Below are 12174 nucleotides of genomic sequence, written 5' to 3'. Positions count from 1 at the left end.
TCATTGCCGACCTTTTCCATGGCTTCCGCCAGGAAGCGACCGATTTCGGGATCACCATTGGCGGAAATGGTGCCGACCTGGGCGATTTCGGAATTGTTGGAGATCTTGCGGGCGTTGGTCTTCAGTTCTTCGACGATGGCGCTGACGGCGAGATCGATGCCGCGCTTCAGGTCCATCGGGTTCATGCCTGAGGTCACGGCCTTGGCGCCCTCCTTGACGATCGCCTGGGCGAGCACCGTCGCAGTCGTGGTGCCGTCGCCGGCGATGTCGCTGGTCTTCGAAGCGACCTCGCGAACCATCTGGGCGCCCATGTTTTCGAACTTGTCTTCGAGCTCAATTTCCTTGGCGACGGAAACGCCGTCCTTTGTGATGCGTGGCGCGCCGAAGGACTTGTCGATCACGACATTGCGGCCTTTCGGGCCGAGGGTCACCTTCACCGCATTGGCCAGCACATCGACCCCACGCAGCATGCGTTCACGGGCATCGCTATGGAACTTGACTTCTTTCGCAGCCATTCTGTCACTCCTTCAATAGGCAGCGTTTTCACTAATGCGCGGAAATCGCCTCAGGCGGCGATCTTCTCAGCGGCCTGGGCTTCGATAATCCCCATGACATCACTTTCCTTCATGATCAGCAGGTCTTCGCCTTTGATCTTGATCTCCGTGCCGGACCACTTGCCGAACAGGATGCGATCGCCGACCTTGACGTCGAGCGCCTGGATCTGGCCGGCATCGTTGCGTGCGCCGGGGCCGACGGCGATGACCTCGCCTTCCTGCGGCTTTTCCTTGGCGGTGTCAGGAATGATGATGCCGCCCTTGGTCTTTTCGTCGGAATCGACGCGGCGGACGAGAATGCGATCATGAAGCGGTCGGAACGACATGTTTTCCTCCAATGGACAAACAATAACGATGTTGTTCCCCTGGCCGGACCGGATGACCAGTCCGGGCGGGTGCAAACCTCTGTCGAGCGTTTGCGCGCAATGATCTGGTCTCGCGATATTTGCATTTCAAGGGGCCGCAAAGAAAAAATTAGCACTCATCCGCCGCGGCTGCTAACACGCTGAGAAGGAACAATAAATACGGCGTCTGCGTTGCGAAAATTCGTGGATGGACGCGAAAATTTGCGCCGCCTCCTCGTTGTCGTGAAACGGAGATGAAGCATGCAATTTCATTCGGATCTAGAGCGCCAGCTCAAGGGTTACGGCCTTACCACCGCGCATATCCTGTACCGCCTCCCGGATTTCGAATCCGTTCTGCAGACCTACGTCTGGCAGGATTACGATCTCGCTCCGGACTTTCCGGAGATGCACAAGTTCCTGGATTTCTGGCAGTGCAATCTCGACGGGCCGTTGCATTCCGTCCGCTATAGCCATCAGCGGCTGATCGGACCGAATGAATGGCGCCGCGTCATCGGCGAGTTGAGATTGCATTAGGTCAACCCGCCATTTCCACGACAGCCAGGCATTGCTTGGCTGGGCTATCAATCCGAATGATGTCGCCGCCGAAGGCCCGAGCAATCACTCGTGTTCGGCAGGACATGGCCAAGTTGAAGGTGCCGAGAGGCCTGTCGGCAGCTTGGTCTCGGCATTGCCGCAGGCGAGTTCGATCTGGGCCTGTTCGAGCCCGGTCGCGGCCGAGAGGTCAAGTCCTTCGATGCGGGTCAGGAACATGAAGGCGCGCTCAAACATCGCCGGGCCCTCGAAGGTGGCGTTGGAGAGATCGGCGCGGGAAAGATTGGCGAAAGAGAATTTTACCCCCGTCAGCACCGCCTTGTCGAAATCGGCGCGGCCGAGCTCGGCCTTTTCGAAGCTGGCGCCGGCAAGCCGGGCGGCGGCAAAATTGGCCCGCTGCAATTCGGCGCCGGCAAAGGAAGCGCCGTCGGCGACGATATTGGCAAAGCTGGAGCGATAGGCCTCGATCTTGGCGAAGTTGGCGCCCTCGGCATGCGCGCCCTCGAGCGAGGCGCGTACCAAAGTCGCCTTCTCCAGATTGGCCGACTTGACGTTGGCGCCGCTAAGATCGGTCAGCGAAAAATCGGTGCCGAAGAGGTTGGCGCCTTCAAGATCGCTGCCCTGCAGCATCAGGTTCTTCTTGGTGCAATCCTGCCAGTCGAGCTTCGGCGAGGCGGTGCTGCCGCAGTCGGCGGCGCCAGCGGAGAACGGGGCAAAGGCGAGAAGCGTCAAGGCAAGGAGGCCGAGCGGCGATCTATGCGTTGCCATTGAACTGTTCACCTCCATTACGCTTTCAAGGCTCGCCCGGCGAAGCAGGCGGCCCTCATTTTTACACAGCTCAGACTACAATAAAAAGATGGCGAACGCCCTTGCGATTAATTTGCCGATCGATCCGCCTCGTCGGGCAGGCGAAGCTCCATGCAGGTGAGATCAAGCCAGCGGCCGAACTTTGTGCCGACCTCCGAAAATCTGCCGGCGATGCGGAAACCGAGCTTCTCGTGCAGCCGGATCGAGGCGGTATTGTCGGCCTCGATGCCGGCGATCATCACATGCATTCCGGCAGCGGCAGCACGCGCGATCAGCTCGCGCATCAGGGCCTCGCCGATGCCGGCGCCGCGGCAATCCTTTTCGACGTAGACGGAATGCTCGACTGTGTGGCGGTAGCCGTCGAAGGGCCGCCAATCGCCATAGGAGGCGTAGCCCGCCACCTTGCCTGAAATCTCGGCGATGATAACGGGAAAGCCCCGCGCTCGGCGGGCCCTCATCCATTCCTGCCGATTTTCAAGATCGACCTGCGTCTCGTTCCAGATCGCCGTCGTATGCTCGACCGCGTGATTGTAGATATCGCGGATGGCGGCAAGATCGGCTTCGGCGGCGTCACGGATAAGGATGGCGTCTGTCATGGTCGGCTCGGCTCGTATTTGTCTGCAACCGCGGCATACGCCCCGCCCCAACTATTGTAAACGGCGGATGCAGAAGAGCGGCGACATCGTCAAGGCGGCGTCAGAAGCCAGGCGTCGGCACGCTGAAACAGGTGAAGACCGCCGAATAATGCACGGCCGCAGCAATGACGACGAAACCGTGCCAGATGGCGTTCTGGAAGCGCAGCTTCTCCCAGACATGGAAGATGACGCCAAGCGAATAGATGACGCCGCCGATGACGATCAGCAGCATCGAAGCGGAGGGAATGCGCGCGGCCACAGACCCCGCCACCAGCACGCCGCTCCAGCCCATTGCGAGATAAAGCAGGATGGCGAGGCGATCGTAACGCCCCGGAAAGACGCATTTCAGGACGATGCCAATGGCAGCGAACAGCCAAATCGCCACCAGCATGAAGAAGAGCAGCGGATCATCGGCGCCGCGTTCGAGGAAGGGCGTATAGGTGGCGGCGATCAGGATGAAAATCGCCGAATGATCGAAGCGGCGCAGGAACCATTTGGTGCGCGAGACCGGCCAGACATTGTAGGAAAAGGAAATGGCAAGCGTCAGCACCAGCCCGACGCCATAGATCCAGGCGGCGACGAGCGCGCCGTGGGAGCTCCAGACCGTGGCGTAGAAGATCAGAACTGTGGCGCCGATCAGAGCCAGCACAAGACCGACGCCGTGGACGATGCCGTCGGCGATCAGCTCATACCTGTCGTAAGCCCAGCGAATACCGTTGAACTCGGCCATGCACGCGAACCCGTTTCGTACCCGGTCGCGATCGTCGCACCGAACGCACGGGGGCGCAACTGCGGCAGATCGCGCCGGCGGTAAATCTTCGTGACAGACCGCACGGCCGTGCCTCGCCGCAATGGTGCGGCAAAGCACTCAGAAACGGAGCGACGCAGTTTCAGATCTTCTGCCGCTCGACGAGCACGGAGCACTTGGCGTGACGCACGACGCGATCGGCCGTGGCGCCGATAAAGTAGTTGGAAAAGTCCGGAATATGCGAGGCGAGGATGATGAGGTCGGCGGCGTGGCTTTCGGCGGCCGCGATGATGGCCTTGGCCGGCGGTCCGTTGCGGATGTCGATCGTTGCCGCGACCCCGGTTGCGGCAACCAGCGCTTCCAGCTTGTCGCGGCCGTCCCTAATCGCGTCGTCGAGCATATTGGCCGGCAATTCGATCGCAACATAGGTCGGCACATCCTCGACGACGTTGAGCGCGACGATCTCGCCGCCCGCGTCGAGCAGCGACGCGGCCTTGCGGAGAATGTTCTCTCCCCTGTTGAGGCCGCTGAGCGCGATCGCCACGATGATCTTCCTGTACATGGCTTCCCTCCTGACTGAGATGCACAAGCTTGCTCTAATGAAGATATGGGCGCATTGATCCCGATCAAGCCGGTGCACGTCATCGTCAACACCTGCTCAACGCTTCATCCTCAAAAACGAGCCTTCTGTGAACAATCGGGATAGGCCATATAGGGATCAAGTACGGCAACCGAGGGAAATCAAGCGAATGAACCGGCGACACTTTCTCGGATTTGCTACGGGCGGCATGGTTGCCGCCACCGCCGGTACGCCTTCAACTTCAGAGGCAGGAGAGCAATCGATGACGAAAGAAACATCCTATGCGCTGACGCGACCTGCCTATATCGACCAGTCGCATCTCGTCGTCACCGACCTCGGTCTCGTTTCCGCCTTCTATCAGTCGATGCTCGGCCTGAAGGTCATCGAGAAGACGGCGAGCGGCGAGGTCCTCGGCGTCGGCGCTCTGCCGCTGCTGACGCTGACGACCGCTCGGAATGCCGCGATCGCGCCGCGCAATGCCGCCGGTCTTTTCCACACGGCTTTCCTGATGCCCGGCCGCACCGAACTGGCGCGCTGGCTGCGCCACGCCGCCCACAACAACGTCGTGCTCGACGGCGCCTCCGATCATCTCGTCAGCGAGGCAATCTATCTTTCCGATCCCGAGGGCAACGGCATCGAAGTCTATGCCGATCGGCCGCACGAACAATGGAAATTCCACGAGGACGGGATGGTGGAGATGTCGACGCTGCGCCTCGACCTGCAGGCGCTCTACGACAGCGCGCCCGACGATCGCTGGGACGGCATGGCTGAGGGGACGGCGATCGGTCACCTGCACCTGCAGGTCGGGGATATTCCCCAGGCCGACGCCTTCTACCGCGACTTACTCGGCCTCAAGCTGATGGCGAGCCGCCCTGGCGCCAGCTTTTTTGCGACTGGCGGCTATCACCACCATCTCGCCGCCAATATCTGGAATAGCCGCGGCGCCACAGCGCGCGCCGACAATATGACAGGTCTTTCGGACTACACGGTCCGCTTCAACGACAAGGCAGCTCTTGACGCGGCGGTCACCAAGCTCGACGCGCTGGAGATCAAGAGCGAGAAGCGCGATGGCGGCGTCTTTCTCCGGGACCCCTGGGGCATCGGCCTGACGCTTTCGGCCTGAGCCTTGAGAGGCTATTGACCTTCTCTGTCCCGGCTGCGTCGGTCAGCCGCCGCTTCCGGGCGGCGTGGGCGAACGGTCCGTCGCTTCGGGCGGCCGTGCAGGGCCGGAAACCGGATCATCGTTGAAGACGCCGGGACCGGACGGCTGCGTATTGATCGGATCCGGCTTGGTCGAGGCCGTCGCCGTCGGATCATTGTTGCTGGGATCGGGCCAGATCGCAACGCTCACGCCGGCGATGACGAGAACGGCCGCGCCCGCCACCAGGACGGTCCAGACCCACCACCGCCGCTGATCGGCTGCCTTGAGCCTCGTCTCGTCCGCATAGGGAGGATCGGTCGAATAGGTCTCCGTGGTTTTCCTCTGATCGGGATCTGCAATCATGGGCTATCTCCTTCTGACGTCGAACGCCAGCGACTGCGAGGTTGTTCCGGCGGCGGGCTCAAATCGGCCTGGTTGCCAATGAATCTGCGCCGACGCCGCAGCCATCAACGCCTTTCGCGGCAGGCTGATCGATGTCTCCCCGACAGCGCCATCGCCGGCGGAACCGGAACCTGATCAGCGCGTTCTTGTGGCGAAGCAATGGGGCTTCGAGGACCTCACGGAATGGGCATCGCCAACGGCATCCGCAAACACGCAAAGAAGATCGCCATCGGCGAACGCCAAACCAGCGCCTGGGCAAAGTCGTTGCAGGAGACAGCGGAGGAACTACCGTCGCCGCCGGTGCATCGGCTGGAAAAGGACGGGCTCGATATCAGCATGGCCTGGGCGATCATCGGCATTTTCGCCATCCTCGGCCTTGCCGGCGTCTATATGATGTCGCTGATCCTCATTCCGATCACCCTTGCCGTCGTCGTCGGCATGATCCTCGGCCTCGCCGCGGAAAATCTCAGCAAAATGGGCGTGCCAAGGCTCGCCAACGCCTTCCTTCTGTCAAGCACCGTCGCGTTGGTCATCGTCCTGCTGGTCACTTCGCTTGCCGATCCGCTGACGACGCTTGCCAACGAAGCCCCGGCTTTCGTGGAGCGGACGATAAGCCGCATCATGCCTTACCTCGAGCGCATCGAATGGCTGCACATCACGCCGGCGACGTTCGAAAGCGGGCCGATGTCGATCGGCGCCCTGCTCGAAAACACCGGCAGCGTACTGCATCTGGTGACAACAAGCCTGACACCCGCGCTGATACAAGGGCTGATCTTCTTCGCCGCGCTGCTCCTCTTCCTCGCCAGCCGGGTCAATCTGCGCAAGACGATCATCATGACCTTCCGCACCCGCCCGCAGAGGCTAGCCGCGATCCGCATCATCAATGCCGTGGAGCAGGTGCTCGGCTTCTACTTCGCCACCGCCTCGCTGATCTATATCGGGCTTGGCGTGGTGATGACGGTCATCGCCTATGCAAGCGGGTTGTCGGCGCCGGTGCTCTGGGGCTTCTTCGCCTTCGTATCGAGCTTCATTCCCTATCTCGGCATCACACTGATGACGTTATCCGTCGCCATCGCCGGCATCATCACCTATGATGCCTTCATCGTCGGCCTGGTGCCGGCCGCGGCCTTTTTCACCGTGCATCTCGTCATGGAGAACCTGATCTTTCCGGCGGTGATGGGACGGCGGCTGGAAATCAACCCCTTTGTCGTTTTCCTCGCCATCCTGTTCTGGACCTGGATGTGGGGCGCCGTCGGCGCCATGCTGGCGCTGCCGCTGTCGCTGATCGCCATGACCATCATCGAGGAATTGCTGATCGAAGAAAGGCCGCAGCCGCAATTGCCGAAGTGATCAAGCGAGGAGACATAGTGGCGTCCGATCTCGATCTCGACGAATCCGATCATGACCAGATGGTCAGCGGCCGTTCGCTCTGGGGGAAGAACGCCATCCGTCCGCAATGGCGGCCGATGGCGCAGAGCCTTTCCACGGATGTCTTGGTAATCGGCGGCGGCATCACCGGCGCGCTGATCGCAGACCATCTGGCGGCGCGCGGCTTTTCCATCGTTATTGTCGACCGGGAGGAGCCGGGCTTCGGCAGCACCGCCGCCAGCACGGCGATGCTGCAATGGGAAATCGACAGCACGCTCATGGAACTCGAGGCCTATTACGGCTTCGAACGTGCGGCCGGAATCTACCGCCGCAGCGCCGCCGCCGTCGCCGGGCTTTCGAAGCTGATTGCAGCGAACGGCATCGCCTGCGGCTTCCGGTCACGCAATACGCTTTATCTCGCCGTCAATCAGGAAGGCGCCCGCGACCTCAGGGAAGAGCGCCAGCTTCGCCGGCGGGCGGGCCTGCCCGGCGTCTATCTCGAACATCCCGATCTGTTCACGCAATTCGAGCTCGATCGGGATGGGGCGATCTATTCGCCGGGTTCAGCGGAAGCCGATCCGCTGCTGCTCACCTGGGCGCTGATCGAGATGGCCTTGCGGCGCGGGGCGCAGCTGGTCAGCGCTTCGGTGACCGCGCTGCACAGCGAAGGCGGTCGCGTCACGGCGGAAACGGATGGCGCCGATGTCATCGAGGCGCGGCATGTCGTGCTGGCGACGGGCTATTCAATGCCGGGCTTCGACATGCCGAAGCTGCACCGCACAAGTTCGAGCTGGGCATTCGCCACCGTGCCGCAGGATCCCGTCACCTTCTGGCGCGACAGGGCGTTGATCTGGGAGAACAACCACCCCTACCTCTACATGCGCACGACCGCCGACAACCGCATCGTCGTCGGCGGCGAGGACGACGCTACGACTGACGACGCGGCGCGGGACCGAAAGCTGCCGGCGAAGATCAGCGCAATCCAGGAGAAGCTGAAGCGGCTGTGGCCGAGAGCGGATACCCGCGTCGCCCACGCCTGGGGCGGAAGCTTCGGCGAAACGGCCGACGGCCTACCGCTGATCGGCCCGTTGCCTGGAATGGCGCATGTCTTCGCCGCCCACGGCTACGGCGGCAACGGCATCACCTTCTCCTACCTCGCCGCCCAGATGATCGGGGCGATGATTGCAGGGATCCACCGCGAGTGGTTCGAAGATTTCGCGCTCGACCGGGAGGGGCCGGGGATACGGCGGTTTGCCGAGGATAGGTTAGGCATCGGGGATGAGTTGAGATAGAGGTTTCGCATTGGCTGCTGTGTCATGATACCCCCGGCACAGCTTCAGCCGTAGATCTACTCCGTAGTCTTGTCGTCGCCGGTATCCTCGACGTCGTCGAGGCGGACGAACTGCACGCCTTTGGCCTTGAGATCGACCAGCGCCTTCGCCACACCCTCGCCCGCCGCATGAATCGGCTGGTTGATGTGGGAGATGACGACGTCGCCGTCCTTGGCGGAGGCGATGCGTTTTTCGGTGATCGCTGCGCCGAGCAGCGAGCCGCCGTCGCCGTTCACCGAGTAGCCGGCGATGCGGTAGCCCATGGTACGGATCTCGCCGATGGCGGAAAGATCGTATTTGGCCGTGGAGCCGCGGAACCAGTGCGGTGCGGGGATGCCGGCCGCGACCATGGCGGCGGCGCCGCCTTCGACTTCCTGCCGCACCGCCTGCGGCGACCCGGCCGAGGCGATGCCATAGACGAGCGTCGGCGTGTCGACGGCCGGAATATGGTTCTCACCGTGGTTTTCAAGCTCGAAGAGATCGGGATTCTGCAGGAAGACGGCAAGGGCTTGCGGGTTGCGCTTCAGCCAGCGGGCGGTGACGAAGATCGTTGCCGGAATGCGCTCGCGCACCAGCGTCGAAAGGATGCGGTCATCCGCCCGTCCCATGCAGGCGTCGAAGGTCAGCGCGATGCGGGCATGGCCCGGCATGTTGGTACGGGCGATATGCAGATGCGGCTCGAGCAGCTTTACCGCGGGCGGCTTCGAGGCCGGTGCAGCCGGTGCCAGAGTGGCCGCGGCCGGCAGCGCCAACGGCAATTCGTCCGCCGATGCGGCTGGCAACGCGGACAGAAGGAACGCGGAAGCGAAAAGGATGCGGTTCATTTCAGGGTTTCTACGATTCGGGTGCGTCGATTTTAGCGGCTGCTTTTACATGCGCCATGTGGCCGGATGTCACCGCAGTCGCCCGAACACAGGCAACAGTATCAATCGTAGAGGTAATATTTGTCCCACTTCTCACGCGGCACCTTCTCACCGATCTGGTAGTCGAGCTGGCGCACATCGATATGCTGCGGGCCGGTGATGCAATTGTAGGAGAGATGGTACCAATCGCCCTTGCTGCGGAAGACCGCGCCGGGCGCCTGCAGCGAATTGTCGCCCGCGATCGGGTCCTTGAACGTATAGGCGATCACCTTGTCGGGTTTGAAGCCGGTGCTGTCCTTGTTGATGCGGCTCATCGCCTCAGTGTCGCAGCTCTGTTCCAGGCGGGTCGCGGGGTCGAGTTTTTCCAGCTGCTTCTTGATTGCGGGGTCGACGGCAAAGGCGGGAACGGCGAAACTGGCCAGGGATACGAACAGGAGCAGACGTTTCAGCATTGCGAAGGAAATTCCTTACTGTTGTACAGTCTTGATCCAGCCGCCTGCGGGCTGCCGGGGGCTAGGCACGTGCAAAATTCGCTCTGTGATAGCGGACCTCCTTAAATATTGTGGTGACATCAAGGCAGGGAGGACGGAGCTCTCCCCTCGTCCGTGGACGGTACTCCTCACATCTTGGCGCGGCCTTGCCGCTTGATCCGGCGGCGGCGCGCCTCTATCTCTTGCCAACCCGACATTCCCACCGGAGCCATTTCCTTGTCCGTTTTCAAGAGCCTGCCGAAACCGCCCGCCGCACCGAAGAAGCCCATCTCCGATACGCGCCACGGCATTACCCGCACGGACGACTATGCTTGGCTGCGCGCCGACAACTGGCAGGCAATGTTCAAGGATCCCTCGATCCTCGACCCCGAGATCCGCCGGCATCTGGAAGCCGAGAATGACTATATGAATGCGGCGATGGAGGATACCAAGCCGCTGCAGAAGCTGCTGTTTGCGGAGATGCGCGGGCGCATCAAGGAAGACGACAGCTCGGTGCCGGTGAAAGACGGCGCCTTTGCCTATGGCACGTCCTATGTCACCGGCGGCGAACAGCCGCGCTATTTCCGCATTCCCCGCGACGGCGACGTCGACGACGAGGCGATCCGCACCGTGCTCATCGACGGCGACAAGGAGGCATCAGGCAAGGCCTATTTCCGCCTCGCCGGCCTCGATCATTCAAGCGACCACAGCCGCGGCATCTGGGGCTATGACGACAAGGGTTCGGAGTTCTTCACGCTGAAGGTGCGCGACCTCGCGACCGGGGAAGACCTCGAGGACCGGATCGAAAATACCGGCGGCGGCGGCGTCTGGGCGCCCGATGGCAAGAGCTTCTTCTATTCGGCGCTCGACGAGAACCACCGGCCCTCGAAGGTGTTCCACCACATTGTCGGCCGGCCGCAATCGGAAGACCGCCTGGTCTACGAGGAAGCCGATGCCGGCTTCTTCATGGGCGTCGGCGGCTCGCTGCTCGACGACTTCATCTATATCGACATTCACGACCACGAAACCAGCGAATACCGGCTGCTGTCGACCAAGGACCTCATGGCCGAGCCGAAGCTGGTGGCGGCGCGCGAGGAAGGCATCGAATATTCGCTGACCGAGGGCGGCGACGTCTTCTACATCCTGACCAATGACAGCGGCGCCAAGGATTTCAAGATCATGGAAGCGCCGGTTGACAGCCCGGGCAAGGAAAATTGGCGCGAGGTGGTCGCCCACAAGCCGGGCACACTTATTATCAGCCACATGGCCTACGCCCGCCACCTCCTGTGGCTGGAGCGTAAGGACGGGCTGCCGCAGATCATGATCCGGGACCGGGCAACCGGCGAGGAACATGCGATCGCCTTTGCCGAGGAAGCCTATTCGCTGGGGCTTTCGGGCGCGGCGGAATATGACACGGATGTCATCCGCTTCTCCTATTCCTCGATGACGACGCCGTCGCAGCTCTACGACTACAATATGGTGACGCGGGAGCGCACGCTCTTGAAGACGCAGGAGGTGCCGTCCGGCCATAATCCCGGCGACTACGTCACCCGCCGCGTCTTCGCGCCGGCATGGGACGGCGAGACGGTGCCGGTCACCCTGCTCTATCGCAAGGATACGCCACTCGATGGCAGCGCCCCCTGCCTGCTTTATGGCTACGGCGCCTATGGCATCACCATTCCAGCCGGCTTCAACACCAATTGCCTGTCGCTCGCCGATCGCGGCTTCGTTTATGCCATCGCCCATATCCGCGGCGGCAAGGACAAGGGGTTCGCCTGGTACGAAGACGGCAAGATGGACAAGAAGACCAACACTTTCAAGGACTTCGTCGCCGCGGCGGATTATCTGACTCAACAGAAGTTCACGTCCTACGCTAACATCATCGCCGAGGGCGGATCGGCCGGCGGCATGCTGATGGGCGCCGTCGCCAATATGGCGCCGGAAAAATTCGCCGGCCTCATCGCCGCCGTACCCTTCGTCGACGTGCTCAACACCATGCTGGACGACACCCTGCCGCTCACCCCGCCGGAATGGCCTGAATGGGGCAATCCGATCGAAAGCAGGGAAGAATATGAGCAGATCGCAGCCTATTCGCCCTATGACAATGTCGAGGCAAGATCCTATCCGCCAATCCTGGCGCTCGGCGGCCTGACGGACCCGCGCGTCACCTATTGGGAACCGGCCAAATGGGTGGCGAAGCTGCGCGACAAGACGACGGGCAATTCTCCAATCCTGCTCAAAACGAATATGGACGCCGGCCATGGCGGCGCGTCCGGCCGCTTCCAGCGGCTGGAAGAGATCGCGTTCGAGTATGCGTTCGCGATCAAGGTGGCGGGAAAGATGTGAGGGTTGGGGCGTGCCAAACGGCACAAGGTCACG

The 12174-nt window shown here is 61.9% G+C and carries 14 protein-coding genes; 5 read left to right on the top strand and 9 right to left on the bottom strand.

Annotated features, from left to right (window positions below):
* Together GA0061105_RS24290 and GA0061105_RS24285 are read right to left on the bottom strand one after the other, a co-directional pair.
* Positions 1 to 515 (bottom strand): TCP-1/cpn60 chaperonin family protein (locus tag GA0061105_RS24290; RefSeq protein ID WP_280949951.1); only part of this gene is annotated, 515 nt, incomplete at its 3' end.
* 50 nt (positions 516 to 565) lie between these two features.
* On the bottom strand, positions 566 to 880 hold the full coding sequence (locus GA0061105_RS24285) for a co-chaperone GroES (protein ID WP_064692283.1): 315 nt from the start codon (positions 878 to 880) through the stop codon (positions 566 to 568).
* A 279-nt stretch (positions 881 to 1159) separates the two neighbouring features.
* Here GA0061105_RS24285 and GA0061105_RS24280 point away from each other — a divergent pair, with 279 nt between their 5' ends.
* The gene (locus tag GA0061105_RS24280) at positions 1160 to 1432 is read left to right on the top strand and encodes an usg protein (RefSeq protein WP_092753412.1); all 273 of its coding nucleotides are present in this window, start codon (positions 1160 to 1162) and stop codon (positions 1430 to 1432) included.
* Between the two features lie 84 nt (positions 1433 to 1516).
* On the opposite strand, the gene GA0061105_RS24275 is transcribed toward GA0061105_RS24280, so the two are convergent.
* From GA0061105_RS24275 to GA0061105_RS24260, 4 genes are all read right to left on the bottom strand, one after another.
* A complete protein-coding gene (locus GA0061105_RS24275; protein WP_064692668.1) occupies positions 1517 to 2218 on the bottom strand; it encodes a pentapeptide repeat-containing protein in 702 nt (233 codons plus the stop codon).
* Positions 2219 to 2325: 107 nt separating this feature from the next.
* Positions 2326 to 2853 carry a GNAT family N-acetyltransferase gene (locus GA0061105_RS24270; protein ID WP_092753410.1) on the bottom strand — a complete coding sequence of 176 codons (528 nt, stop codon included), beginning with the start codon at positions 2851 to 2853 and terminating at the stop codon, positions 2326 to 2328.
* 100 nt (positions 2854 to 2953) lie between these two features.
* Positions 2954 to 3622: a PAQR family membrane homeostasis protein TrhA gene (gene trhA / locus GA0061105_RS24265; RefSeq protein ID WP_092753408.1), complete on the bottom strand. Its 669-nt coding sequence runs from the start codon at positions 3620 to 3622 to the stop codon at positions 2954 to 2956.
* A 160-nt stretch (positions 3623 to 3782) separates the two neighbouring features.
* Complete coding sequence (locus GA0061105_RS24260; RefSeq protein ID WP_092753406.1) at positions 3783 to 4202, bottom strand: universal stress protein; 420 nt, start codon at positions 4200 to 4202, stop codon at positions 3783 to 3785.
* Positions 4203 to 4389: 187 nt separating this feature from the next.
* On the opposite strand from GA0061105_RS24260, the gene GA0061105_RS24255 reads away from it, so the two are divergent.
* Positions 4390 to 5343 (top strand): VOC family protein, encoded by a 954-nt coding sequence (locus GA0061105_RS24255; RefSeq protein WP_208601697.1) that lies wholly within the window; start codon positions 4390 to 4392, stop codon positions 5341 to 5343.
* Between the two features lie 42 nt (positions 5344 to 5385).
* Here GA0061105_RS24255 and GA0061105_RS24250 read toward each other — a convergent pair whose 3' ends face one another.
* Positions 5386 to 5724: a hypothetical protein gene (locus tag GA0061105_RS24250; RefSeq protein ID WP_092753402.1), complete on the bottom strand. Its 339-nt coding sequence runs from the start codon at positions 5722 to 5724 to the stop codon at positions 5386 to 5388.
* 222 nt (positions 5725 to 5946) lie between these two features.
* Here GA0061105_RS24250 and GA0061105_RS24245 point away from each other — a divergent pair, with 222 nt between their 5' ends.
* Together GA0061105_RS24245 and GA0061105_RS24240 are read left to right on the top strand one after the other, a co-directional pair.
* Positions 5947 to 7113, top strand: coding sequence for an AI-2E family transporter (locus tag GA0061105_RS24245; protein ID WP_064692276.1), 1167 nt, complete (start codon positions 5947 to 5949; stop codon positions 7111 to 7113).
* 17 nt (positions 7114 to 7130) lie between these two features.
* Complete coding sequence (locus GA0061105_RS24240; RefSeq protein ID WP_092753400.1) at positions 7131 to 8423, top strand: NAD(P)/FAD-dependent oxidoreductase; 1293 nt, start codon at positions 7131 to 7133, stop codon at positions 8421 to 8423.
* 56 nt (positions 8424 to 8479) lie between these two features.
* Here GA0061105_RS24240 and GA0061105_RS24235 read toward each other — a convergent pair whose 3' ends face one another.
* On the bottom strand, positions 8480 to 9286 hold the full coding sequence (locus tag GA0061105_RS24235) for a polysaccharide deacetylase family protein (protein ID WP_092753398.1): 807 nt from the start codon (positions 9284 to 9286) through the stop codon (positions 8480 to 8482).
* Between the two features lie 101 nt (positions 9287 to 9387).
* The gene (locus GA0061105_RS24230; protein ID WP_064692273.1) at positions 9388 to 9777 is read right to left on the bottom strand and encodes a DUF930 domain-containing protein; all 390 of its coding nucleotides are present in this window, start codon (positions 9775 to 9777) and stop codon (positions 9388 to 9390) included.
* Positions 9778 to 10032: 255 nt separating this feature from the next.
* Between GA0061105_RS24230 and GA0061105_RS24225 the strand changes: the two genes are divergently transcribed.
* Positions 10033 to 12141, top strand: coding sequence for a S9 family peptidase (locus tag GA0061105_RS24225; RefSeq protein WP_092753396.1), 2109 nt, complete (start codon positions 10033 to 10035; stop codon positions 12139 to 12141).
* Positions 12142 to 12174 lie beyond the last annotated feature (33 nt).

Source organism: Rhizobium aethiopicum, from assembly GCF_900094625.1.
Classification (GTDB): Bacteria; Pseudomonadota; Alphaproteobacteria; order Rhizobiales; family Rhizobiaceae; genus Rhizobium; species Rhizobium aethiopicum.
This window is presented reverse-complemented; position numbering and strand designations above follow the sequence as displayed.